25 protein-coding genes are annotated in these 22,878 nt (G+C 70.5%); 12 read left to right on the top strand and 13 right to left on the bottom strand.

The window, feature by feature from the left end; genetic code table 11:
- Window positions 1–21: 21 nt before the first annotated feature.
- Window positions 22–573, top strand: a complete 552-nt coding sequence (locus tag KZ829_RS05455; RefSeq protein ID WP_220142719.1) for a hypothetical protein — start codon at window positions 22–24, stop codon at window positions 571–573.
- Here the strand turns inward: KZ829_RS05455 and KZ829_RS05450 are convergent.
- Entirely contained in the window at window positions 570–1,253 is a 684-nt protein-coding gene (locus KZ829_RS05450; RefSeq protein ID WP_372453838.1) for a hypothetical protein, read from the bottom strand. The two genes, KZ829_RS05455 and KZ829_RS05450, sit on opposite strands and share 4 nt — an antisense overlap.
- A 53-nt stretch (window positions 1,254–1,306) precedes the next feature.
- Between KZ829_RS05450 and KZ829_RS05445 the strand changes: the two genes are divergently transcribed.
- Window positions 1,307–2,440, top strand: a complete 1,134-nt coding sequence (locus tag KZ829_RS05445) for a DNA recombination protein RmuC (protein WP_220142718.1) — start codon at window positions 1,307–1,309, stop codon at window positions 2,438–2,440.
- On the opposite strand, the gene KZ829_RS05440 is transcribed toward KZ829_RS05445, so the two are convergent.
- Window positions 2,437–3,405, bottom strand: a complete 969-nt coding sequence (locus tag KZ829_RS05440) for a 4-hydroxy-3-methylbut-2-enyl diphosphate reductase (protein ID WP_220142717.1) — start codon at window positions 3,403–3,405, stop codon at window positions 2,437–2,439. The genes KZ829_RS05445 and KZ829_RS05440 overlap by 4 nt on opposite strands.
- 89 nt (window positions 3,406–3,494) lie before the next feature.
- Here KZ829_RS05440 and KZ829_RS05435 point away from each other — a divergent pair, with 89 nt between their 5' ends.
- The 4 genes from KZ829_RS05435 to KZ829_RS05420 are packed head-to-tail and all read left to right on the top strand — an operon-like array spanning window position 3,495 to window position 6,014.
- Window positions 3,495–3,986 (top strand): hypothetical protein, encoded by a 492-nt coding sequence (locus tag KZ829_RS05435; RefSeq protein ID WP_220142716.1) that lies wholly within the window; start codon window positions 3,495–3,497, stop codon window positions 3,984–3,986.
- A gap of 46 nt (window positions 3,987–4,032) precedes the next feature.
- Window positions 4,033–4,575 (top strand): hypothetical protein, encoded by a 543-nt coding sequence (locus KZ829_RS05430; protein ID WP_220142715.1) that lies wholly within the window; start codon window positions 4,033–4,035, stop codon window positions 4,573–4,575.
- Window positions 4,576–4,584: 9 nt separating this feature from the next.
- Window positions 4,585–5,811, top strand: coding sequence for an exodeoxyribonuclease VII large subunit (xseA, locus tag KZ829_RS05425; protein ID WP_220142714.1), 1,227 nt, complete (start codon window positions 4,585–4,587; stop codon window positions 5,809–5,811).
- Complete coding sequence (locus KZ829_RS05420; RefSeq protein WP_220142713.1) at window positions 5,811–6,014, top strand: exodeoxyribonuclease VII small subunit; 204 nt, start codon at window positions 5,811–5,813, stop codon at window positions 6,012–6,014. Before xseA ends, KZ829_RS05420 begins: the two co-directional genes overlap by 1 nt.
- Before the next feature lie 3 nt (window positions 6,015–6,017).
- Here the strand turns inward: KZ829_RS05420 and KZ829_RS05415 are convergent, their stop codons facing one another.
- Window positions 6,018–6,575, bottom strand: coding sequence for a DUF4245 domain-containing protein (locus KZ829_RS05415; protein WP_308285349.1), 558 nt, complete (start codon window positions 6,573–6,575; stop codon window positions 6,018–6,020).
- 100 nt (window positions 6,576–6,675) lie between these two features.
- Between KZ829_RS05415 and glpX the strand changes: the two genes are divergently transcribed.
- Entirely contained in the window at window positions 6,676–7,713 is a 1,038-nt protein-coding gene (gene glpX, locus KZ829_RS05410) for a class II fructose-bisphosphatase (RefSeq protein WP_220142712.1), read from the top strand.
- Window positions 7,714–7,933: 220 nt separating this feature from the next.
- Here the strand turns inward: glpX and KZ829_RS05405 are convergent, their stop codons facing one another.
- The 4 genes from KZ829_RS05405 to phoH2 form a co-directional block, all read right to left on the bottom strand.
- Window positions 7,934–8,551, bottom strand: a complete 618-nt coding sequence (locus tag KZ829_RS05405) for a rhomboid family intramembrane serine protease (RefSeq protein ID WP_220142711.1) — start codon at window positions 8,549–8,551, stop codon at window positions 7,934–7,936.
- 48 nt (window positions 8,552–8,599) lie between these two features.
- Window positions 8,600–9,382, bottom strand: coding sequence for a S1 family peptidase (locus KZ829_RS05400; protein WP_220142710.1), 783 nt, complete (start codon window positions 9,380–9,382; stop codon window positions 8,600–8,602).
- 67 nt (window positions 9,383–9,449) lie between these two features.
- Window positions 9,450–10,139, bottom strand: coding sequence for an aggregation-promoting factor C-terminal-like domain-containing protein (locus KZ829_RS05395; protein ID WP_220142709.1), 690 nt, complete (start codon window positions 10,137–10,139; stop codon window positions 9,450–9,452).
- Window positions 10,140–10,351: 212 nt separating this feature from the next.
- Window positions 10,352–11,764, bottom strand: a complete 1,413-nt coding sequence (phoH2, locus tag KZ829_RS05390; RefSeq protein WP_220142708.1) for an RNA 5'-3' helicase PhoH2 — start codon at window positions 11,762–11,764, stop codon at window positions 10,352–10,354.
- Window positions 11,765–12,040: 276 nt separating this feature from the next.
- On the opposite strand from phoH2, the gene otsB reads away from it, so the two are divergent.
- Window positions 12,041–12,847 carry a trehalose-phosphatase gene (otsB, locus tag KZ829_RS05385; protein ID WP_220142707.1) on the top strand — a complete coding sequence of 269 codons (807 nt, stop codon included), beginning with the start codon at window positions 12,041–12,043 and terminating at the stop codon, window positions 12,845–12,847.
- A gap of 271 nt (window positions 12,848–13,118) precedes the next feature.
- On the opposite strand, the gene KZ829_RS05380 is transcribed toward otsB, so the two are convergent.
- Both KZ829_RS05380 and KZ829_RS05375 read right to left on the bottom strand, forming a co-directional pair.
- Window positions 13,119–13,889 carry an isoprenyl transferase gene (locus KZ829_RS05380; RefSeq protein ID WP_204294081.1) on the bottom strand — a complete coding sequence of 257 codons (771 nt, stop codon included), beginning with the start codon at window positions 13,887–13,889 and terminating at the stop codon, window positions 13,119–13,121.
- Between the two features lie 162 nt (window positions 13,890–14,051).
- Window positions 14,052–15,857, bottom strand: coding sequence for a phosphoenolpyruvate carboxykinase (GTP) (locus tag KZ829_RS05375; protein ID WP_183222663.1), 1,806 nt, complete (start codon window positions 15,855–15,857; stop codon window positions 14,052–14,054).
- 299 nt (window positions 15,858–16,156) lie between these two features.
- Between KZ829_RS05375 and KZ829_RS43830 the strand changes: the two genes are divergently transcribed.
- The 3 genes from KZ829_RS43830 to KZ829_RS05360 are packed head-to-tail and all read left to right on the top strand — an operon-like array spanning window position 16,157 to window position 18,051.
- Window positions 16,157–16,921, top strand: a complete 765-nt coding sequence (locus KZ829_RS43830) for a sigma-70 family RNA polymerase sigma factor (RefSeq protein WP_220142706.1) — start codon at window positions 16,157–16,159, stop codon at window positions 16,919–16,921.
- Window positions 16,922–16,973: 52 nt separating this feature from the next.
- The gene (locus KZ829_RS05365) at window positions 16,974–17,474 is read left to right on the top strand and encodes a GtrA family protein (RefSeq protein ID WP_308285348.1); all 501 of its coding nucleotides are present in this window, start codon (window positions 16,974–16,976) and stop codon (window positions 17,472–17,474) included.
- A gap of 37 nt (window positions 17,475–17,511) precedes the next feature.
- Entirely contained in the window at window positions 17,512–18,051 is a 540-nt protein-coding gene (locus tag KZ829_RS05360; protein ID WP_183222660.1) for a GtrA family protein, read from the top strand.
- Here KZ829_RS05360 and KZ829_RS05355 read toward each other — a convergent pair.
- Genes KZ829_RS05355 through KZ829_RS05345 form a run of 3 tightly spaced genes read right to left on the bottom strand, consistent with a single transcriptional unit; the run spans window position 18,048 to window position 20,301 of the window.
- Entirely contained in the window at window positions 18,048–18,563 is a 516-nt protein-coding gene (locus KZ829_RS05355; RefSeq protein WP_220142704.1) for a PH domain-containing protein, read from the bottom strand. The two genes, KZ829_RS05360 and KZ829_RS05355, sit on opposite strands and share 4 nt — an antisense overlap.
- A gap of 4 nt (window positions 18,564–18,567) precedes the next feature.
- Window positions 18,568–19,389, bottom strand: coding sequence for a biotin--[acetyl-CoA-carboxylase] ligase (locus KZ829_RS05350; protein WP_220142703.1), 822 nt, complete (start codon window positions 19,387–19,389; stop codon window positions 18,568–18,570).
- 9 nt (window positions 19,390–19,398) lie between these two features.
- Complete coding sequence (locus KZ829_RS05345; RefSeq protein WP_220142702.1) at window positions 19,399–20,301, bottom strand: hypothetical protein; 903 nt, start codon at window positions 20,299–20,301, stop codon at window positions 19,399–19,401.
- A 124-nt stretch (window positions 20,302–20,425) separates the two neighbouring features.
- Between KZ829_RS05345 and KZ829_RS05340 the strand changes: the two genes are divergently transcribed.
- Entirely contained in the window at window positions 20,426–21,997 is a 1,572-nt protein-coding gene (locus KZ829_RS05340; RefSeq protein ID WP_220142701.1) for an acyl-CoA carboxylase subunit beta, read from the top strand.
- 137 nt (window positions 21,998–22,134) lie between these two features.
- On the opposite strand, the gene KZ829_RS05335 is transcribed toward KZ829_RS05340, so the two are convergent.
- Window positions 22,135–22,860: a M50 family metallopeptidase gene (locus KZ829_RS05335; protein WP_220142700.1), complete on the bottom strand. Its 726-nt coding sequence runs from the start codon at window positions 22,858–22,860 to the stop codon at window positions 22,135–22,137.
- Window positions 22,861–22,878 lie beyond the last annotated feature (18 nt).

Here is a 22,878-nt window from a genome sequence, read left to right as displayed (position 1 = left end):
GGGGCCGCCACCATAGGAGGCATGTCGCTCACCCCTGAGGAGGTTCGGGCCCCGGCCCGCGACGCGGTGGTGTTCCGGTCGTCGCGGGCCCGGACCTTCGTCGTGGTTTTCGCCGTGCTGATGGGCGCCTACCTGGTGGTGTCGCCGCTCGTCGACTGGATCACCGGGAGCGCCGGCGACCCGTGGTGGGCGATCCTGCTCCAGGGGGCGCTGATCGGGGCGGGCTTCGCCGGCGCCTACGCGCTGTCCGCCCGGGCCGCTCTCACCACCTGGGTGCGGGTGTCCTCCGCCGGCCTGGAGCTGGCCTCGCAGGAATCCGACCCGATCCTGCTGGACTGGGGCGACATCGTGGCCGTGGTGTTCCGGCGGGACGGGCTGCGGACCGTGCTCGAGGTGCTGCCGGCCGGCATGGACAGCGTGCACCCGGTGCAGGGGGGCGCCACCGGCGGGCCGGCGCTGGCCGACACCCCACGCGGTCCGGTGTTCACCGCCGACCTCACCCAGATCTGGCCGAGCCCGCGCGCGCTGCGCCGCGAGATCGCCCGCCGCACACGAGGCGAGAAGCGGGGCTAGAAGTCGCCGCCGAAATCCCCGAAGTCGCCGAAGTCGCCACCGAAGGCATCGCCGTCGCCGCCGAAGTCCATGTCGCCGAAACCGGGTGACAGCAGCGCGTCGAAGATCAGCATGCCGCCGAGCACTCCGGCGCCGGCACCGAGCGCTGTCTTCCACACCGGCGTCGAATACCAGCCGGCCGGCACCGGACGGCCCTGCACCCGCCCGCCCGGGTAGTAGTAGGGGGTGTCGGCGCCCGGCTGCGGCCCCGCCTTGTACGAGTGCCCCTCGACCGTCACCTCGCGCTCCTGGGTGATCTGCCCGGCGCCCTGGGCGGCGTGCAGCGACGGCAGGTCGGGGCCCGGGTCGAGGCCCATGGCCAGGCGGGCGGCCCGCACATAGGTGAGGCCCTCCAGCGCCGACTCCCGGGCCAGCGCGAATTGCCGGACCGAGTTGGCCTGTTGCAGTTGACCGCCGGCGGCGTTGTAGCGCTCGCCCGCGTCGGCGAGCGCCTGCCGGGCGGCCGGTTCCTCGGAGCTGAGGTTCATCACCTGGCCGCCGAGCCGCTCGTACCACCGCTGGGCCTCGGCGCGGGCGTCGTCGAGTTGCGTCTGGCGGCGGGCCTGCCCGGTGCGCTGCACGGCGGCGATCAACAGCAGCACCATCGCGACGATGGCCAGGAGCAGCAACACGCGCATCATGTTTCCACGCTACCCCCGCCTGTCGTGTCCGGGCTTTCTGGCAATCTGCGGTGGTGACGTTCTCGACACTGGCCGTGGTTCTCGCCTGTCTGGCCGCCGGGGCGGCGATCGGCTGGCTCGCCGCGCGGGCCCGCGCGGCCACCGACATCGCCCGCCTGGAGGCGACACTGGAGGCCGCCCGGGAGGGTGAGCGGCGGCTGGAGCAGTCGCTGCGGGCGCTGTCCTATGAGGCGACCGCCCAGTCCCAGGAGGCGGTGGCCCGGGCCGTCGCTCCGCTGCACGACACCCTGCAACGGTACGAGCAGCGCGTCGCCCAGCTCGAGCACGACCGGGTCGACGCCTACGCGGAGCTGCGCGAACAGGTGCGGTCGATGGGTGTGGTCTCGGGTGAGCTGCGCACCGAGACCCGGCAGCTGGTGGCCGCTCTGCGGGCCCCGCAGGTGCGCGGCCGCTGGGGCGAGCACCAGTTGCGGCGCATCGTCGAGGCGGCCGGGCTGCTGGAGCACTGCGACTTCGCCGAGCAGGTGACCGCCGCCACCGACGATCAGGGGGTGCGGCCCGACCTGGTGGTCCGGCTGCACGGCGGGCGGACCGTGGTGGTCGACGCGAAGGCCCCGCTGGAGGGCTACCTGTCGGCGATGGAGGCGCGCGACGAGCACACCCGCGACGGGCACCTCGACCAGCACGCCCGGCACCTGCGCCTGCACGTGGACGCGCTGTCCGGGAAACGGTACTGGTCGGCGTTCGAGTCGGCGCCCGACTTCGTGGTGCTGTTCGTGCCGGCCGACCCGTTCCTGGACGCCGCCCTGCAACGGGACCCGGCGCTCATGGAGCACGCCTTCCGCCGCAACATCGTGCTGGCCACCCCGGCCACGCTGATCGCCATGCTGCGGACCGTCGCCTACTCGTGGCGGCAGGAGGCGCTGACCCGCAACGCGGCCGCCGTGCACGGGCTGGCCCGCGAACTCTACGGGCGGCTGTCCACCCTCGGCGACCATGTGGACAAGCTGGGGACATCGCTGTCCGCGGCGGTCGGCGCCTACAACCGGGCGGTCGGGTCGCTGGAGTCGCGGGTGCTGGTCAGCGCCCGCAAGCTGGCCGAGATGGGCGTCTCCGACGAGGAGCTGCTCCCGCCCGTACAGGTGGAGGTGGCCCCCCGCCAGCCGCAGGCGCCCGAGCTCAGCTAGCTCGCCTTCCCCGCGGCTTTCATGTCGCGGCGCAGCTCCTGCGGCAGCGAGAAGGTGAGGCGCTCCTCGGCCGTGGTGAACTCGGTGACCTCGCCGAAGCCGCGTTCGGCGAGGCGCGCGAGCACCTCCATGACCAGCTCGTCGGGCACGCTGGCGCCGGACGAGACGCCGACCGTGGTGGCGCCGGCCAGCCACTCGTCCTGGATCTCCGAGGCGTAGTCGACCAGGTGACCGGCCCGGGCGCCGGCGCCGAGAGCCACCTCGACCAGGCGGACCGAGTTGGACGAGTTGGTGGAGCCGACCACGATCACCACGTCGCACTCCGGCGCGATCTCCTTGATCACGTGCTGCCGGTTCGAGGTGGCGTAGCAGATGTCGTCGCTCGGGGGCGACTGGAGCAGCGGCAGCCGCGTCTTGAGGCGGGCCACCGTCTCCATGGTCTCGTCGACGCTGAGCGTGGTCTGGGACAGCCACACCACCTTCGCGGGGTCGCGGACCACCACGTTGTCCACGTCGTCGGGGCCGTCGACGAGCTGGATGTGCTCGGGAGCCTCGCCGGCGGTGCCGATGACCTCCTCGTGGCCCTCGTGGCCGATGAGCAGGATGTCGTAGTCGGCGGCGGCGAACCTTTTGGCCTCGTGGTGCACCTTCGTCACCAGCGGGCAGGTCGCGTCGATCGCCTTGAGGTTGCGCTCACGGGCCTGGTCGTGCACCTCGGGCGCCACGCCGTGGGCGGAGAACACCACGGTCGAGCCCTCGGGAACCTCGAAGTTCTCCTCGACGAAGATCGCGCCGCGGGCCTCGAGCGTGCTGACCACGTGCTTGTTGTGCACGATCTGCTTGCGCACGTAGACCGGGGCGCCGTAGAGCTTCAGCGCCTCCTCGACGGTCTGCACGGCGCGGTCGACACCGGCGCAGTAGCCACGCGGCTTGGCGAGCAACACCCGCTTACGAGGTTCAGTCACCCGGCCATGGTACGTGCCCCGCCGGGTGCCCCGCCGCTCTGCGATCAGCGCCACAACCGGAGCTGGCGCGGCCTTGCCATACTGCGCGCATGACGGTGACCGATAAGGTCGAGATGGTGGGGCCGGCCCGCGCGGCGATCGGTCTGATGAGCCTGCTCATTGGCGGGTTCTGGCTGGTCATGAGCCCGTTCGGCGGCGACCTTACGGACGCGTTCCTGGGTGCCGTGGTGGCCGCCGGCGGGCTGGTGCTGCTGCTGTGGCATCGGCTCGGGCTGTCCGGACGGCCCGTCTCGGTCGCCGCGGGGGCGGCCGGGGTGACCGGGACTCTGGCCGGCCTGACCGTGTACGCCAGCGGCATCTGCTGCATGTTCAGTTTCTTCGAGTCGCGTGGCTGGCCGCTGACCTGGCTGGGCCGGGGCGCGGTGGCCGATACGTCGGACGAGGCGATCCGGCTGGCCCGGCTCGAGTCGTGGGGCGTCTACCCGACGGATCTGCTCATCGACCTGGTCGTCTGGGCGTACGCGGGAATGGTCCTGGCGGTTTTGATCGGTCTCGTCGTGAGGGCCATCCGCAGCCGGTAAGCCCGTTTTGGCCCGGATAAGCGGTTAGCGGCTTGATAATCGGTACGTGAACGCGAAGTTGTGGCCCTCGATTCCGGCCGTCCTCCGCGTGATGGCCGGCTGGTTCCTGCTCGGCATCGGCGTGCTGAACCTGGCGGTCTCGGCCGACGGTGGCCTCACCGACACCTTCCTGATCTTTCATCTGGTCCTGGTGGCCGGCGGCGTGCTGCTGCTGATGCGGCGGCGGCTGATCCCGAGCCGGCCCGGGATCCTGGTGGGAACCGTTCTCACCCTGGCCGCGATGGTGGCGACCACGATCCCCACCACGACGCGGTGCTGCATGGCGGAGTACCCGGCGCGGCACGGCTTCCCGTACCCGTTCCTGGGCATCGACGGCGGCGTGCACGTGGACGTCAAGTACCTGGTCGCCGACCTGATCTTCTGGGCCTGTGCCGGGCTGCTCACGCTGGCCGTGATCGCGCTCGTCGAGGCCCTCCTGCCGGAGCGGCGCACGCCGGTCGATCTGACCCGGTACGGCGGCCACGCCGAGCCCCGCGCGAGAGACACCGCCGAGGATCGCACCGGCGAAAATGTCGGAGGGCTTACGTAGTCTGGCCGGGTGAACGAGCCCGACAGCACGGCGCGCAGCACCCCCGAGGACCCGTGGCCGGTCCGCGTGGTCAGCCAGAAGATCAGCGGGTGGATAGCCAAACTCGGCTGGGTGTGGGTCGACGGGCAGGTCGCGCAGATCAGCCGCCGCCCCGGCTCCGGCGTGGTGTTCCTGACCCTGCGTGACCCGTCGGCCGATCTGAGCCTCACCGTGACGGCGCACCGTGACGTGCTCGACGCCGGCGCCCCCGAGCTGTCCGAGGGTGCCCGGGTGACGATGCACGCCAAGCCGGAGTTCTACCCGGCCCGGGGCACGCTCAGCCTGCGCGCCGACGAGATCCGCCAGGTCGGCCTCGGCGAGCTGCTGGCCCGGCTGGAGAAGCTGAAGCGCCTGCTGGCCGCGGAGGGCCTGTTCGCCCGCGAGCGCAAGCGGCGACTGCCGTTCCTGCCGCGGCGGATCGGCCTGATCACCGGCCGGGCCAGCGCCGCCGAGCGCGACGTGCTGATGAACGCGCGGCGCCGCTGGCCGTCGGTGGACTTCCGGGTGATCAACGTGCCGGTGCAGGGCGCCACCGCGGTGCCGCCGATCATCGACGCGCTCAAGGTGCTCGACCACGACGACACCGTCGACGTGATCGTCATCGCCCGGGGCGGCGGCAGCGTGGAGGATCTGCTGCCGTTCTCCGACGAGGCGCTGTGCCGGGCGGTGTTCGCGGCGCGCACGCCGGTGGTCAGCGCGATCGGCCACGAGACCGACACGCCGCTGCTCGACTACGTGGCCGACCTGCGCGCGTCCACGCCGACCGACGCGGCCAAGCGCATCGTGCCCGACCTGGCCGAGGAGCAGAAGCTGATCACCCACGCCCGGGCCCGCCTGGACCGGGCGGTGATCACCCTGATCGACCGGGAGCGGCAGCGGATCGAGGCGTGGCGGTCCCGGCCGGTGCTGGCCCGCCCCGAGGTGCTGCTCGATCAGCGGGGCGCCGAGGTGACGGCGCTGCGCGACCGGGCCGGGCGCAGCCTGGATCACCGGCTGCGCCGCGCCGACGACGCGCTGGAGCACACCCTGGCCCGGCTGCGCGCCCTGTCGCCGGCCAAGACGCTGGAGCGCGGTTACGCGATCGTGCAACGCCCCGACGGTCACGTGGTCCGCTCCGCGGACGAGGTGGCCGCGGGTGACCTTCTTCGGATCCGGCTCGCCGAGGGCGAGCTGCAGGCTGCGGTGGTGGAGAGCTGATGAGCGACGAGAAGCTGACGTACGAGCAGGCCCGCACCGAGCTGGCGACAGTGGTGGAGCGGCTGGAGCAGGGCGGCGGCACCCTGGAGGAGTCGCTGGCCCTGTGGGAGCGCGGCGAGAAGCTGGCCGACGTGTGCCGCCGCTGGCTGGACGGCGCCCGCGAGCGCATCGAGACCGCCCGCGCCGCCCGCACCGAGGACTAGGCGCTAGGACAGCGACGAGGCCAGCTTCTCCAGGTTCTCGGTGTCGCCGTCGTCACCGATGATCACGATGGTCCGGGCCGGCTCGGTGAAGATCAGCGCGGTCTCGCCGGGCCGCCCGGCGTACTGCATCCACACCCGCTCGTCGGTGCGGTAGGCGCCGATCCGCTTGCCCGAGCCGCCGACCTCGGCCGGGATCAGCGTGGTCGAGGCGACGGTGCTCTGGACGAGCTGCAGGGCCTTGCCGGCCGGGCCGACGTAGCCGATGCGCAGCGTGGCGCCGCCGCCGTCGACACGGCGGAAGGCGGCCGACGAGACGTGCCAGTCGTCCTCACCGAGCCCCTGCGGCTGGGCCACCGGGAACTCCCGCTGGGCCGTCTGGATCGTCTCGGCCGGATCGATGGAGATCGGCTTGTCGCCGTCCAGCACCACCCGGTAGAAGGTGAGGAACAGCGCGATCGGCACCAGCAGCACCAACAGCGACATCATCATGTCGCGCGGCGACCGGCCCTCCCGGGTGGAAAGGCGAGGCGAAGGCTGGGGTCCGGCTGGGGTGGGTTCCACCCCGCCATTGTTAACCATGTCGCTGAACCGAGACTTGGCACGTCCCGAAGTGCCAGGATCAGGAGAATTGACAGCCCCGCAACGTCGCGAGGAGGCCGCCGTGCCCGCCCGAGTCCCTCAGGACCTCGACCGCAACATCGCCCTCGACCTCGTCCGCGTAACCGAAGCCGCCGCGATGGCAGCCGGCCGCTGGGTCGGCCGCGGTGACAAGAACGGCGGTGACGGCGCCGCCGTCGACGCCATGCGCAAACTCATCAACTCGATCCAGATGCGCGGCGTCGTCGTCATCGGTGAGGGCGAGAAGGATGAGGCGCCCATGCTCTTCAACGGGGAGCGGGTCGGCGACGGCACCGGCCCCGAGGTGGACGTCGCGGTCGACCCGATCGACGGCACGACGCTGATGAGCAAGGGCATGCCCGGCGCGATCGCGGTGCTCGCGGTGGCCGAGCGCGGCGCCATGTTCGACCCGAGCGCGGTCTTCTACATGGACAAGATCGCCGTCGGCCCGGACTGCGCCGACGTGATCGACATCGACGCCGGCGTGAAGGAGAATCTGCGCCGCATCGCCAAGGCCAAGCGGTCCAGCGTCTCCGACGTGACGGTGTGCATCCTCGACCGCCCGCGTCACACGAAGCTGGTCGAGGAGGTGCGGCAGGCCGGCGCCAACATCAAGTTCATTTCGGACGGTGACATCGCCGGCGCCATCTCCGCGGCCCGTCTGGAGTCCGACGTGGATGTGCTGATGGGCATCGGCGGCACGCCGGAGGGCATCACCGCGGCCTGTGCGCTCAAATGTCTCGGCGGCATGATCCAGGCCAAGCTGTGGCCGCTGGACGACACCGAGCGGGAGAAGGCGATCGCCGGCGGGCACGACCTCGACCGCGTCCTGACCACCGACGACCTGGTCACCGGCGACAACTGCTTCTTCGTGGCGACCGGCGTGACCGGCGGCGACCTGCTCAAGGGCGTCCGCTACCGCTCCGGCGGCGCGCACACCCAGTCGATCGTGATGCGGTCCAAGAGCGGCACCATCCGGGTCATCGACTCCTACCACCGCCTGGAGAAACTCGCCCTCTACTCGGCGGTCGACTTCGACGGCCACCTGCCGGCGGTCCCGCTGGGCGACCCGGCCTCCTGAGTGTCCCGATCCGGGCCGTCTCCTGCACGGCCCGGATCAAGACCCCTTTCCGGTACGGGGTGGAGCGTTCCCCACCGCATTCCGGGCGCCCCCTGGCGCACCGCGAGGCCCGTGCATGGTCCAGACCATGCCGCGACCGCCGGGCGTGAGCGGTGGGTCCGGCTGGCTCCCAGAGCTGTTTCAAACGCCTTGAGGCGGCCCTGAGCGCCAGCTGGAAAGATCAGCGGCGGCGGAAGACGATAGCGGCGATGACGCCGCCGAGCAGGCCGAGCCCGTGCCCCTGCCAGGAGATCCGCTGGTCGGTGGGCAGGATGTTGAAGAACTGGTACCAGTACAGCAGGCCGATGAACGCGGCCACCGCCAGATGCCACCAGCTGCGCTCGACCAGGCCGCGGGTCAGCAGCAACCCGAGATAGCCGAAGATCACACCGCTGGCGCCGACGACCACCGTGTCCGGGTCGCCGACGAACCAGACGCCGAGCCCGGCGACCAGCATGATCAGGGCGGTCGACCAGAGGAACCGGCGCGCTCCCCCGGCCAGCACGAACGTGCCGAGCAGGATGAGCGGGACGGCGTTGCCGTACAGATGCTCCCAGTCGCCGTGCAGGAACGGGCTGAACAGCACCCCGTCGAGCCCCGCCACGGTGTGCGGGATGATGCCGCCGGCCACGTCCAGCGTGCCGGCGCCGAGGGCAACGTCGATCGCCTCGATCAGGAACAGCGCCGGGACCACGGCGCACATCGTCACGAACGCGCGTCCCAGCGACGCGTAGAAAGCCTCGGTGCCGAAACGCCCCGCGTCGTCCGTGCGTGCGCCGGCTGCCCACCCGTACTCCATGCATCGATGGTCGCAGGGCGGCGCACCCTCGGCCACCGGAGGAGGCTGTCAGCTCAGTTTGCGCACCGCTTCCCGGATCGCCTCCCGATAGACCGAGATCTGCGTGTAGACACCGAAATATCCGTCCCGCGCACAGCCCAGCCCCCAGCTGACGATCCCGACCTGCGCCCAGCGCCCGGCCCGGTCCCGGCGGACCATGGGCCCGCCGGAATCGCCCTGGCAGGTGTCGACGCCCCGCCGCCCGGCACAGATCGACTTCTCCTTCATCACTTTGACGCCGACCTTGCGATACGCGGCCGCGCACTCGGCGTCCGGGATCGTCGGCACGTTCGCGTAGTGCAGGCGGCGTTCCTGCTGCGGCGAGCTCTCCCGGGTCTGCCCCCACCCCATCACCGTGAAGGTGCCCTGATCGGCGTTGTCGGCGACGAGTTCCAGGGTGGGCAGTGCCAGTTCGCGTTCCAGGCGCACCACCGCCCAGTCGTCCCCGGAGGTCTCGGTCACGAAGTCCGGCGAACGATAGACCTCGACGGATTTCACGGTGATCGCCTGCCGGGACTCCAGGTCGGTGGAGCCGGCGGTCACGGTGATGCGGTCGTTGGGTCCGGTCGGCCCCACGCAGTGCCCGGCGGTGAGCACCACCCGGGGCGCTGTGAGGGCGCCGCCGCAGCCCATCGAGAGCCGTACCGCCCAGGGGAACCGGCCGTTGCCGGCGATCTTTCCGCCGACCACCTCACGGACCGGTGGTTTCGCGGGCTCGGCGCGGGCTTCGCTTCCGCCCGGTGTGACCGAAACCAGGACCGTGAGCAGACAAAAACCCGCTTTGGGGACCATATGGACATTGGATCACAGCGAAAACGGGGCCGCGCGGTTGCCGCGCAGCCCCGTCAACGAGCTCGGATCAGTACCAGCCGACATCCTGTGAGTGACCCCAGGCGCCACACGGAGTGTCGTAGCGACCCTCGATGTAGCCGAGACCCCACTTGATCTGGGTGGCCGGGTTGGTCTTCCAGTCGTCCGCGACCGAGGCCATCTTGCTGCCCGGCAGAGCCTGCGGAATCCCGTACGCCCCGGAGGAGCTGTTCTCGGCCTTGTAGTTCCAGCCGCTCTCCTTCTTCCACAGCCTGTCCAGGCAGGGGAACTGGTCGAGGCCGAAACCGGCGTCGAGCATCAGGGCGCAGCCGATCTCCCGGCTGCCGTTGTACTCGTTGCAGGACGACGGGATCTCCCCGGTGAAGACGACCGGGCCGGACGCCTCCTCGGCCTTCTTGGCCTCCTCGGCCTCCTTGGCCTCGATGACCTTCTTCTCCAGCGTGCGCGCCTTGGACGCGGCGGCCTTGACCTCGCTGGCCGCCTTGGCCGCGGCGGCCTCCTCGGCCTGCACGCGATGCGCCCGGGCCGCGGCGTGATCCGCCTGACGCTGTTTCAGCAGCCGGATCTCGTCCTGATTGGCCTGCGCGACGAGTTGAGCTTCGGCGCCCTGCTGCTGGACATCCCGGTCCTGGCCGAGGTACACGCCGCCGGTGAGACCCGCCACGAGAAGAGCGACGGACGCAGCACGAACTCCGAGCCGGCTCCAGAGCCGCTTCACGAAGATTCCCTTCGTCGGGGGCAATGACACGGCGCGTCCGCTCAGGGCGAATCGCGCCGGGAGCACCGCGACCCGACCGGGGCCACCAGATGGCGCTCGCCAAAGACCATGGCGCAAGGTGAAGTGGATGTGAAACGCCAGCGCGGAGTTGTGACCTCAATCACATGACTTTCTGGGGGAATTCGGCACGAAATCCCCGCGCTGGCGCTACCTCACAGAGGGATCTCCTCCAGCAAATCGGTGACAACCTCAGCGATCGGCGACCGCTCGGAGCGGGTGAGAGTGACATGGGCGAAAATCGGGTGCCCCTTGAGAGCCTCGATCACCGCGGTCACGCCGTCGTGCCGGCCGACCCGCAGGTTGTCGCGCTGGGCCACGTCGTGGGTCAGCACCACGCGCGAGTTCTGCCCGATCCGGGACAGCACGGTGAGCAGCACGTTGCGTTCCAGCGACTGCGCCTCGTCCACGATCACGAACGCGTCGTGCAGGCTCCGGCCGCGGATGTGGGTCAGCGGCAGCACCTCGAGCATGCCGCGGGCCAGCACCTCCTCGACCACGTTGGCGTGCACCACCGAGCCGAGGGTGTCGAAGACCGCCTGGGCCCACGGCGACATCTTCTCCGACTCGCTGCCGGGCAGATAGCCGAGCTCCTGGCCGCCGACCGCGTACAGCGGGCGGAACACCACCACCTTCTTGTGACGGTTGCGCTCCATGGTCGCCTCGAGGCCCGCGCACAGCGCCAGCGCCGACTTGCCGGTGCCGGCCCGGCCACCCAGCGAGACGATGCCGATCTGCTCGTCGAGCAGGATGTCCAGCGCCACCCGCTGCTCCGCCGACCGGCCCCGCAGCCCGAACGCGTCCCGGTCGCCGCGGACCAGCTTGATGGTCTTGTCCGGGTTGACCCGGGCCAGCGCCGAGCCACGCGGCGAGTGGATCACCAGGCCGGTGTGGCAGGGCAGGTTCTCCGCCTCCTCGGCCTCCAGCTCCTCGCCGGAGTACAGCGAGTTCACCTGCTCCTCCGACAGCTCCAGATCGGACATACCGGTCCAAGTGGGATCGCTGGCCTGGCCGTGCCGGTACTCGTCGGCGGTGATGCCGACCGACGCCGCCTTCACCCGCAGCGGCATGTCCTTGCTCACCAGGGTGACGTCGCGCCCCTCGGCGGCCAGACCGAGCGCCACGGAGAGGATCCGGGTGTCGTTCGAGTCGTTGCGGAACCCGTGCGGGAGAGCGCTCTGGTCGGCGTGGTTCAGCTCCACCCGCAGGGTGCCGCCCTCGTCGTTGCAGAGCACCGGCTGGTCCAGCCGGCCGAACTTGATCCGCAGCTCGTCCAGCATCCGCAGCGACTGCCGCGCGAACCAGCCGAGCTCAGGGTGGTGACGTTTGCCCTCCAGTTCGGAGATGACCACGAGCGGGACGACCACCTCGTGGTCGGTGAACCGGCGGAACGCCGCCGGGTCGGACAGCAGGACCGAAGTGTCCAGAACGAAGACCCGGCCGGCCGGGGCGGGTTCCGCGTCGGCGTGCCGGTCCCGGGTCTTACGGCGCCCGGTGGTGGCGCGGCTGCTGGGCACTTTGTCGGCCGGGTTCTGGTCGATCCCGGCATCGGTACGGCGAGATGTCACAGGCCTGCTCCAGCGGGCGTGCAACCCGGTCCGCCCGCGGTCCGCCACCTACCGGTCGCCGGCCCTCTGCACGGGGTCGGATTGCGGTCCCCGTGGCGCAGTCGTCGCAGGTCCGGGCCGACCGGCTGGCCCGGGACGACCCCGCGCCATGACTCAAACGCTAGCGGTCAACTACGCCTGGCGGTAGTGCGCAAAATCAGTCCCACAAGGGTGACGACCGCCGCACCCGAAAATCACCAGGCTTAAAAGACGACCATCCGCGGGTAGTCTGGGCCCGTGGCAGAGACTGCACGTCCGACCCATCCACTGACCACCGACGAGGCGTGGGCGTTCACCGCCGAGCGCGCCTCCGCGACGACGTTCTTCTTCGACTTCGACGGCGTCCTATCTCCCGTCACCGAGGACCCCGACGCCTCCCAGCCGGTGCCCGAGGTGCTCGGAGTCCTGGAGCGACTGGCCGAGTCGGTCGCCCGGGTGGCCATCGTCTCCGCCCGCCCGGTCAGCTTCCTGCGGTCCCGTTTCGAGACGCTCGGCAATGTCGACCTGCACGGCCTCTACGGCCTCGAGGTGTGGCACGACGGCCAGGTGGTCACCGAGCCGGCCGCCCTCGACTTCGTGCCCACGATGGCCGACCTGGCCGACTCCGCCCGCGCCGAGCTGCCCGCCGAGATCCTGGTGGAGTACAAACGGCTCTCCGTGGCACTGCACTACCGCACCGCCCCCGACCACGCCCGCACCGTGGAGCGCTGGGCCCACGAGCAGGCCGAGCGCCTGGGGCTGCGCATCCAGCACGGCCGCATGGTGGTCGAGCTGAAGCCCCCGGTCGACCAGGACAAGGGCATGGTCATCACCGAGGGCGTCCGCAACGCGGGCTGCGCGTGGTATTTCGGCGACGACATGTCGGACGTCAAGGCCTTCGACGCGCTGCGTGCCCGGGAGGCCGTCGACCCGGCCTTCTTCGGCATGGCGGTGGCCGTGGCGAACCCGGAGACGGGCGCCGAGGTCTCCAGCGCCGCCGACCTGACCCTGGAGTCCCCCCAGGCCGTAGCCACCTTCCTGACCGAGGGCCTACGCCGGTTCTGACTGTGCCTGATGGCTCCGCTTCGCTTCGCGGCGCTGGGCCTGATGGCTCCGCTTCGCTCCGCGGCAAAACGCCTTGTAACCGGTGTCGAGGCAGGTGATTTCCCGCCGCAGCACACCCCGCTGCGTCGGCAAATCACTTGCCTCGACACCGGCGGCGTTTTGCGGGGGATGTTGAGTGCACCGCCGTCGGGGTGACAGGGACCGTTTCGTGGTGGGAAAGCTGGTCGGCGACCGCTCACCCCGCCCCGGCGGGCGCGCTACGTGCCTTCCTTCAGGCCCCGTATCGGCGCTGGCGGGTGGCGTAGGAGCGCAGCGCCCGGAGGAAGTCGATGCGGCGGAAGTCGGGCCAGTTGGCGTCGTGGAAGTAGAACTCCGAGTGCGCCGACTGCCACAGCAGGAAGCCGGAGAGTCGCTGTTCACCGCTGGTGCGGATGACCAGGTCGGGGTCGGGCTGGCCGCGGGTGTAGAGGTGTTCGGCGATGTGCTCGACGTCGAGGATCTCGGCGAGCTCCTCGATGGTGCCGCCGGTGGCGGCGTGCTCGTAGAGCAGGGAGCGGACCGCGTCGGTGATCTCCCGACGGCCGCCGTAGCCGACCGCCATGTTGACCTCGACGCCGTCACCGCGGTCGCGGGTCTTCTCCTGCGCGGCCTTGAGGGTGGCGGCGGTGGCGGCGGGCAGGATGTCGAGGGCGCCGACCATGCGCAGCCGCCAGGGGTTGCCCTCCTCGGCCAGCTCGGTCGCCAGATCCTCAATGATCTTGACGAGCGGGTCCAGCTCGGCGGACGGGCGGCGCAGGTTGTCGGTGGCCAGCAGGTAGAGCGTGACGTGCTCGATGCCGGCCTGGTCGCACCAGGTCAACAGCTCCTTGACGCGGCTGGCGCCGACGCGGTGGCCGTCGTTCGGGTCGACGAAGCCCATCTCCCGGGCCCAGCGCCGGTTGCCGTCGCACATGACGCCGACGTGCCGGGGCACGGGCTTTCCGGCCAGCTTCCCCGCCAGCCGCCGTTCGTAAAAGGTGTAGACCAGAGAACGCACGCTCATCACCCCAAAGCGTAGCCACCCCTGCCGCAGGCTCAAGCGGGGACGGCCCGCCCCGGGACCAACTGCCCGGAGGATGCGCCCGATCGTGCTAGCGGGCGCATCGGCCGACCGGCCGGTCCCCGCCCGGGCGCCGTTGCCGCGAGCGGGGGACCAGCCGGTTGTTCATGCGTCGGCGAGACGGGCTTTCAGCGCGTCCAGCTCGGCCCAGAGGACCGCCGGGAGCTTGTCGCCGAACCTGTTGAACCACTCGGTGACCTGGGGGATCTCGGCCTGCCATTCCTCCGGGTCGACCCGCAGAGCCGCCGCCAGGTCGGCCGGGTCGAGGTCCAGGCCGGTCAGGTCGAGCGCCTCCGGGGTGGGCACGTGGCCGATCGGGGTCTCGACGGCGTCGGCCTTGCCGTCGAGGCGCTCGACCACCCACTTGAGAACCCGGCTGTTCTCGCCGAAACCGGGCCACAGGAACCGGCCGTCGTCGCCGCGCCGGAACCAGTTGACGTAGAAGACCTTGGGCAGCTTGGCGGCGTCGCCGGACGCGCCCTTGGCCATGTCGATCCAGTGCTGGAAGTAGTCGCCGGCGTGGTAGCCGATGAACGGCAGCATGGCCATCGGGTCACGCCGGACCACGCCGACCTGGCCGACCGCGGCCGCGGTGGTCTCGGACGACAGGGTGGCGCCCAGGTAGACCCCGTGCACCCAGTCGCGGGCCTCGCTGACCAGCGGGATGGTCGTCTTGCGGCGGCCGCCGAAGAGGATCGCGTCGATCGGGACGCCGCGCGGGTCGTGGTACTCGTCGGCGAGGATCGGGCACTGCTCGATCGGGGTGCAGAACCGGCTGTTCGGGTGGCTGGAGACGGCCTCCGACCCGGGCGTCCAGTCCTTGCCCTTCCAGTCGATGAGGTGCGCGGGCGGTTCGCCCATGCCCTCCCACCAGATGTCGCCGTCGTCGGTGAGCGCCACGTTGGTGAAGACCGAGTTGCCCTTGGCCAGGGTGCGCATCGCGTTCGGGTTGGTGTGGAAGTCGGTGCCGGGCGCGACGCCGAACAGCCCGAACTCGGGGTTGGTGGCCCAGAGCCGGCCGTCCTCACCGAACCGCATCCAGGCGATGTCGTCACCGATGGTCTCGACCTTCCACCCGTCGAGAGTCGGGTCCAGCATCGCGAGGTTGGTCTTGCCGCAGGCCGACGGGAACGCGCCGGCGATGTAGCGGACCACACCCTCCGGCGAGGTCAGCTTCATGATCAGCATGTGCTCGGCGAGCCAGCCCTCGTCGCGGGCGGCCACGCTGGCGATGCGCAGCGCGAAGCACTTCTTGCCCAGCAGCGAGTTGCCCCCGTAACCCGAGCCGAACGACCAGATCTCCCGGGTCTCCGGGAAGTGCGAGATGTACTTGGTCTCGTTGCACGGCCAGGCGACGTCGTCCTGGCCTTCCGCCAGTGGCGCACCGATCGAGTGCAGTGCCGGCACGAAGTCGGCGTCGTCACCCATCACCTTGAGGACCTCGGCGCCCATCCGGGTCATGATGCGCATGCTGGCCACGACGTACGGGCTGTCGGTGAGCTCGACGCCGAACATCGGCTCGGCCGCGTCCAGCGGGCCCATGCAGAACGGGACGACGTACATCGTCCGGCCGGTCATGCAGCCCTTGTACAGCCCCGTCATGAGCTGCTTCATCTCGGCCGGGTCCATCCAGTTGTTGGTGGGACCGGCGTCGGCCTCGTCGACCGAGCAGATGAAGGTGCGTTCCTCGACGCGTGCCACATCGGACGGATCGGTGCGCGCCCAGAACGAGTTCGGCTTCTTCTCGTGGTTGAGGCGGACCAGTGCGCCCGATTCGACGAGCTCGTCGGTGAGGCGGGTCCATTCGGCCTCCGAACCGTCGCACCAGACGATCCGGTCGGGCGTGGTCAGGGCGGCGACCTCGTCGATCCACGCCAGCAGGCGCGGATGCGAGGTAGGGGGCTGAGACAAGGTGAAGCTCCTTCGGTCGGCACTGACCTATGACGAAACAGCCGGGATCCGGCCGTCTTCATGGGAGTTACGTCAGCGTAAGCCCGACAGCGCGTTGAGTTCATCGGCTTCACCTGTGGACAACCGCACATTCTTTGGCTGCTGTGCGCGTAAACGATCGATTCTTCGCCGGAAAGTGCACGAGCTTGCAAGGCCGCTTGAGCCACACCGTTCTCGCGACAACTTTCACAAAACGGACTTAGCACCTTAGACTTTCACCTAATCGGGCTTTCCTCGCAGTTCCGGCCACAGGAGGCGGAATGACGATGCCGGGTGACGGCGCGGACTCGGACACCGATCTGCTCGGAGCGGTCCGGACCGGTGACACGGCCGCGTACGGGACGCTCTATCAGCGGCACCAAGCGGCAGCCCGCAGGTTCGCCTTCGGTCTGGTGAGCGATCCGGCGGACGTCGACGACCTGGTCGCCGAGACGTTCGTGAACGTGTTCGCCACGCTCCGGGCCGGGCGGGGGCCACTGGTCGCCTTCCGCGCCTACCTGCACACCACCATGCGGCACCTCTCCTACCGGCGGGCCCGGGTGGACCGCCGGCTGGAGTTCACCGACGACCTGACCCGGTACGACGCGTGCGAACCGTTCACCGACCCGGCCCTGGACCGCCTGGAGCGCAGTTTCGCCGCCGCCGCGTTCCGGCAACTGCCGCCCCGCTGGCGGGACGTGCTGTGGCAGACCGAGGTGGAGGGCAGCACCCCGGCCGAACTGGCCCCGCGGATGGGCCTGACCCCGAACGCGGTGGCGGTGCTTGCCCACCGCGCCCGGGAGGGTCTGCGCAGCCTCTATCTCCAGCAGCACGTGACCGCGGCCGATCACCCGGAGTGCCGGTGGGCGGGCGAGCGGCTGGGCGGCCAGGTGCGCGGCCGGCTGGCCCCGCGCGACGCCCACCGGATGCGTACCCATCTCGGGTGGTGCGCGGACTGCCGCAACCGGCTCGCCGAGATCCGCGAGGTCGACGGCTTCCGTAACCCTCCGTACCGACAGCGTCACCCCGCCGGGACGTCCGGTTAAGACCCGGCAACGGGGACAGCGATCCGTGACCCGCGCCGGTACCCTCGGATCCGTGCCCCCGAATTCCCCGCAGGCGAGTGGCCTGCGCACCCGAATCAAGGCACTCATCCCTGAGCTGGGCAAGTTCGGCCTGGTGGGCGGTTTCGCGTTCACCGTCGACTTCGTGCTCTACAACCTGTTGCTGCGGGCCGGCGCCGAAACGCTCACCGCGAAGGCCACCTCCACCGTGATCGCCACGACCATCGCCTTCCTGGGCAACCGGTTCTGGACCTGGCGGGACGGCGACCACACCAACATGGCCCGCCAGTACACGACCTTCTTCGTGCTGAACGCCATCGGCCTCGGCATCGCCCTGGCCTGCCTCGGGATCAGCCACTACGGCCTCGGCCAGATCTGGCCCGCGCTGCGCAGCCCGTTCGCCGACAACATCTCCGGCGTGATGATCGGGACCGCCCTCGGGACACTGTTCCGCTTCTGGTCCTACCGCCGTTTCGTCTTCCGGGCCGCTGCCGCCCCGGTGCCCGCTGCGACGCCGTCGCCCTCCTCACAGTGACTCGGCGTAATCACCCCCGTTCCCTTAAGGTTGCCCAATGCCCTCAGCCAGCACGCTGACGGAACGCCTCCGCCGTCTCGCACCCGAAGCCATCGCCTTCGGCATCATCGGGGCCGGCAACACGCTTCTGTACCTCGCGATCTACTACGTGTCGATGCCGATCGGCCCGGTGAAGGCGAGCGTTCTGGCGACGGTCATCACGACCACCCTGGCGTACGTGGCGAACCGTTACTGGACGTACCGACACCACACCCGGACCGCGCTGCGCCGTGAGTACACGCTGTTCTTCGGGTTCAACCTGATCGGCATGCTGATCCAGTCCGGCCTCACCTACCTGGGCAAGTACGGGTTCGGCTTCTCCGAGCACGACGACAAGATGGCGCTGCTGGCGCTCACCACGTTCGGGATCGGGCTCGCGACACTGTTCCGCTTCTGGGCGTACCGGACGTTCGTCTTCCTCAAGCCGCCGGTCGACGGCCACGAGGGCGCCATCGCCGACCTGGACGCGACCGCCGGCCTCGCCGAGCTGAGCGCGGTGGACGAGCCGGGCAGCGTCGCCAGCCTCGACCTGCGCTAGCCGACCTCCTCCTCCTCGGGCTCGCCGGCCGGGGCCAGCTCGATCAGCTCGTAGAGGGTGCTCTGCACCAGTTCGGCGGCCGGCGCCCCGGCCAGCACCACGTTCTGCTCGCCGATCGAGTCGACGGTGAGGGTGCCGCTGCCGAGCAGCCGGTCCAGCAGCGACTGGGTCAGGGCGTGATCGTTGATCCGGTTCAGCGGCAGGTCCCGCCGCTCCCGGGTGAACAGGCCGCGCTGGAGCAGGATCCGCTCGGTGGTCAGCACGTAGCGGGTGGCGTGCCACTCCAGCAGCGGCAGGACGCCGTAGCGGACCGCGTAGTAGAGCATGATCGCGGCCACCAGCAGCAGGCCGATCCGGCCCGCCTCGGTCCCCGGCAGCTTCACCCAGCCCAGGACCAGGCCGGTCAGGGTCAGCGCCAGGATCAGGACCGGGGCGACCGCAGCCTTCCAATGCGGACGCAGGTGGAGAACTATCTCCTCCTCGTCCGCGAGCACGTCTTCCGGGAACGCCACGCGTTCAGCGTACGTGCAGGACGTCCCCGGCCGAGACGGAGAAGTCAAGCCCTTCCACCGTACGGATCACCAGTTGCCCGTCGGCGTCCACCGAGACCGCCTCCCCGGACCGCTCGTCACCGCCGGGCAGCAGCACCCGCACCCGGCGGCCCAGGGTCGCGCAGACCCGCTGGTACTCCCCCGTCAGCCCGCACATCTCGGCGTCACCGCCCGCCTCGCGCCAGCCGGTGTACCAGCGCTCCAGGCCACGTAGCAGTGCCCGCAGCAGGGGATCGCGGTCGGTGTTCTCCGCGCCGGCGACCCGCAGCGAGGTGGCCTCGGCGCCGGTGGTGGCCGGCAGCTCCTCGGCCCGGGTGCTGACGTTCAGCCCGATCCCGATCACCACGGCGTCACCGGACACCTCGGCCAGGATCCCGGCGCATTTGCGCTCGCCGACCAGCAGGTCGTTGGGCCATTTCAGGGCGGCCTCCACACCGGCCACCCGGGTCACCGCCTCGGCCAGCGCCACCCCGGCCATCAGCGGCAGCCAGCCGAAGGAGGCGGCCGGCACCGACGGACCGGGCCGCAGCAGCACGCTCAGCGTGAGCCCGGCCCGGGGCGGCGAGGTCCACTGCCGGTCCCGGCGGCCGCGCCCGGAGACCTGGCTCTCGGCCACCACGACCAGGCCCTCCGGTTCTCCGGTCCGGGCGGCGGCGGCCACGTCGGCGTTCGTCGAGCCGGTCTCCTCCGGGATCTCGAGCCGCGACCACAGCCCGCCGGGCACCACCAGGGCGCGGGTCAGCGCCCGGACGGACAGGGGCGGGCGGTCGAGCTCGGTGTAGGCCACTCCGGCAGCTTAAGCCGGTGGACGCGCGGAGTGGCGGCTGACGTACGGACGGGGCCGCGGACTGGGCCGGGACTCCCCATCCCGCTGGTCGTCACGGTCCGCCCAGGATCGGGGCTGCCGGGCCCGCTGCTCGTGCGGGGGCCACTCCGGCTCGGCGGGCACCACCGGCAGGTCGAATCCGGTGGCCGGCTCGTAGGACGGCACCGGTGGCAGCCGGTCGAAACTCTGGGACGGGTAGAGGTCGTCGGGCACCGGGGTCCAGTAGTCGCCGGCCGGCGGGCGGTCGTCGACGTCGGACCAGCGGGGCCAGTCCCAGTCCGGCACCGGCTTCTCGTCGTCCGGTTCGGCATAGCGTCCCGCGTACCCCGTGGGGTTCTCGGCGTCTCGCCGCGCCCAGGCCGGGCCGTCCGGTTCCGGCTCCCGCCGGCGGCGGGCCGGCCAGAAATCGTCCTCGAGATAGCCGTCCTCGTAGCCGAGCCGTTCCTCCTCGTCGAAGAACAGCGGCCCCAGCTCGCCGAGGTCCTCCTCCTCTCCGGGGTCGTGGTCGGCAAAGCCGATCCGGCGGTGGGCATCCTCGTCCTCCTCGTCGGCCAGCCCGATGGAGGCCAGTCCGCTCGAGGCCGGCCCGCTCGGGAGTGCGTCCGGCTCGGCCGGCTGTCCGCTGAAGGCGGCCGCCAGCCTGCGACGGCGGCCGAACCGGGGCTCCCCGCCCGCTACCGGACCGGCGTCGACCGCGGAGCGAGGTCCGGGTGTGGACCTCACGGTGGATTCCGAGCGCCGGCGGCGAGCGGATGAGCCGGCCCGGTTCGCCCGACGAGCCTCGCCGCCGAAGAGCACGGTGCGGAAGCTGATCAGTGTGGCGAGGCCGCCTGCGATGAAGGCGAGCCCGGCCGCGGTCATCCAGTTCGTCACGCCAGTCGTAACGAATGGGGCATTGGGTATGAAACGCACGCGTAGCGACGCCCTCCGCGTGCGACGGGATCTGGTTACGATGCTGATCGTTGCCTTAACGAGCGCTCAGAGGGTGGAGACCTTCGTGACGACAGAGCCCGACATCCACACCACCGCCGGCAAGCTCGCCGATCTGACCCGCCGAACCGAGGAGGCCGTGCACGCGGGCTCCGCGCGGGCCATCGAGAAACAGCACTCCCGCGGCAAGAAGACCGCGCGGGAACGCATCGAGCTGCTGCTCGACAAGGGCTCCTTCGTGGAGCTCGACGAGTTGGCCCGGCACCGGTCCACCGCCTTCGGCCTGGACCGCAACCGGCCGTACGGCGACGGCGTGGTCACCGGCCACGGCACCATCGACGGCCGGCAGGTGTGCGTCTTCTCGCAGGACTTCACGGTCTTCGGCGGATCCCTCGGCGAGGTCTTCGGCGAGAAGATCGTCAAGGTCCTCGACCTGGCCATGAAGATCGGCTGCCCGATCATCGGGATCAACGACTCCGGCGGCGCCCGGATCCAGGAGGGCGTGGTGGCGCTCGGCCTCTACGCCGACATCTTCTTCCGCAACGTACGAGCCAGCGGCGTCATCCCGCAGATCTCACTGATCATGGGCCCCTGCGCGGGCGGCGCCGTCTACTCCCCGGCCATCACCGACTTCACCGTCATGGTCGACCAGACGTCGCACATGTTCATCACCGGACCCGACGTCATCAAGACGGTCACCGGTGAAGAGGTCGGCATGGAGGAGCTGGGCGGGGCACGTACCCACAACACCCGCAGCGGCAACGCGCACTACCTCGCCAGCGACGAGGAGGACGCGATCGAGTACGTCCGGGCCCTGATCTCCTACCTGCCCAGCAACAACCTGGACGAGCCGGCGGTCTACGAGGAGCCGGCCGACCTGGAGCTGTCCGAGCGGGACCGGGCGCTGGACACCCTCATCCCGGACTCGCCGAACCAGCCGTACGACATCAAGACCGTCATCGAGACCGTGGTCGACGAGTTCCTCGAGGTCCAGCCGCTCTACGCGCAGAACATCGTGATCGGCTTCGGGCGTGTCGAGGGACGGCCCGTCGGCGTGGTCGCCAACCAGCCGATGAGCCTCGCCGGGACGCTCGACATCGCCGCGTCCGAGAAGGCCGCCCGCTTCGTGCGCACCTGTGACGCGTTCAACATCCCGGTGCTCACCTTCGTGGACGTCCCCGGCTTCCTGCCCGGCACCGGACAGGAGTGGGACGGCATCATCCGGCGTGGGGCGAAACTCATCTACGCGTACGCCGAGGCCACTGTGCCCAAGGTCACCGTGATCACGCGGAAGGCGTACGGCGGGGCGTACGACGTGATGGGGTCCAAGCACGTCGGGGCCGACGTCAACTTCGCCTGGCCGACCGCGCAGATCGCGGTGATGGGCGCCCAGGGCGCGGTCAACATCCTCTACCGGGCGGAGCTGGCCGCCGCGAAGGATCCGGTTCAGCGCCGGGCCGAGCTCATCCAGGAGTACGAGGACACGCTCGCCAATCCGTACATCGCCGCCGAACGGGGGTACGTGGACGCGGTCATCCAGCCGTCGCAGACCCGGACCCAGATCGTCCGGTCGCTGCGGATGCTGCGCACCAAGCGCGAGTCCCTGCCCCCGAAGAAACACGGCAACATCCCGTTGTAGCCATCTGTGAACCCGCGATTCGCCGCCGGTGAGATGGCACGCGATTTTTCGACGTCCGTGGGGTTTGCGGACGGCAGAAAATCGCCTGCCATCTCACCGGTTACAAGGCGAATCGCCGCGGAGCGAAGCGAAGCCAGCTAGCTCAGCCACTGGCCGGCGAGCAGGAAGGCGCCGGCCAGCAGGGCCGCCACGTTCACCGCCAGGAACACGGTCACCCAGAACAGGGCCGGCAGGTGGGTGAGCCGGGCCAGCTGGTCGGGGTCGGAGTCACGCATCCGGCCCCGGCTGCGCAGGTTCTGCAGCTCGAAGACCGGGCGGATCCCGCCGAAGAGCAGGAACCACACCCCGGCGTACGCGAAGGCCGCCTGCACGTCGGGTTCGGCGTACCAGGAGACGGCGAACACGATCGCGCCCGTCACCAGCAGCGAGATCACGCCGAACAGGTTCCTGATGTTGATCAGCATGAGCAGCAGCAGGGCCACCGCGAGCCAGAGCAGCAGCGTGATCCGGTTGCCGCCGAGCAGCCACGCGCCCAGCAGACCCACCAGCGACGGCGCGATGTAGCCGCCGAGCAGGGTGAGGATCATGCCGAACCCGGTCGGGCGGCCGGCCGACAGGGTGAGCCCGGACGTGTCGAACTCCAGCCGGATGCCCCGCAGCTTGCGCCCGGTCACCAGGGCGAACAGCGCGTGCCCGCCCTCGTGGGCGATCGTGACGGCGTTGCGGGCCACCCGCCACACCGGGCGGATCGCCACCGCGAGGAACCCGGCCAGCGCCGTGAGCAGCACCAGCATCCCGGGCGGGTCGGGCTGCGCACTGAACAGCTGGTCCCACAGGTCAGTCACACCGTCGATCGACAACACGCCGGGGACTGTAGCCGA

This window comes from Actinoplanes hulinensis (assembly GCF_019429605.1).
In the GTDB taxonomy this organism is placed as follows: Bacteria; Actinomycetota; Actinomycetes; order Mycobacteriales; family Micromonosporaceae; genus Actinoplanes; species Actinoplanes campanulatus.
Note: the sequence above shows the minus strand (reverse complement) of the source record. Positions and strands in the feature narration are given on the sequence as shown.

Excerpts from the sequence above, each read along its gene's own strand:
- KZ829_RS43830 (WP_220142706.1), top strand. The coding sequence starts at position 16,157 with ATGACGATGCCGGGTGACGGCGCGGACTCGGACACCGATCTGCTCGGA.
- KZ829_RS05450 (WP_372453838.1), bottom strand. The coding sequence starts at position 1,253 with ATGATGCGCGTGTTGCTGCTCCTGGCCATCGTCGCGATGGTGCTGCTG.
- KZ829_RS05405 (WP_220142711.1), bottom strand. The coding sequence starts at position 8,551 with ATGGAGTACGGGTGGGCAGCCGGCGCACGCACGGACGACGCGGGGCGT.
- KZ829_RS05400 (WP_220142710.1), bottom strand. The coding sequence starts at position 9,382 with ATGGTCCCCAAAGCGGGTTTTTGTCTGCTCACGGTCCTGGTTTCGGTC.
- KZ829_RS05360 (WP_183222660.1), top strand. The coding sequence starts at position 17,512 with ATGCCCTCAGCCAGCACGCTGACGGAACGCCTCCGCCGTCTCGCACCC.
- KZ829_RS05435 (WP_220142716.1), top strand. The coding sequence starts at position 3,495 with ATGACGGTGACCGATAAGGTCGAGATGGTGGGGCCGGCCCGCGCGGCG.
- KZ829_RS05380 (WP_204294081.1), bottom strand. The coding sequence starts at position 13,889 with ATGAGCGTGCGTTCTCTGGTCTACACCTTTTACGAACGGCGGCTGGCG.
- KZ829_RS05420 (WP_220142713.1), top strand. The coding sequence starts at position 5,811 with ATGAGCGACGAGAAGCTGACGTACGAGCAGGCCCGCACCGAGCTGGCG.
- KZ829_RS05455 (WP_220142719.1), top strand. The coding sequence starts at position 22 with ATGTCGCTCACCCCTGAGGAGGTTCGGGCCCCGGCCCGCGACGCGGTG.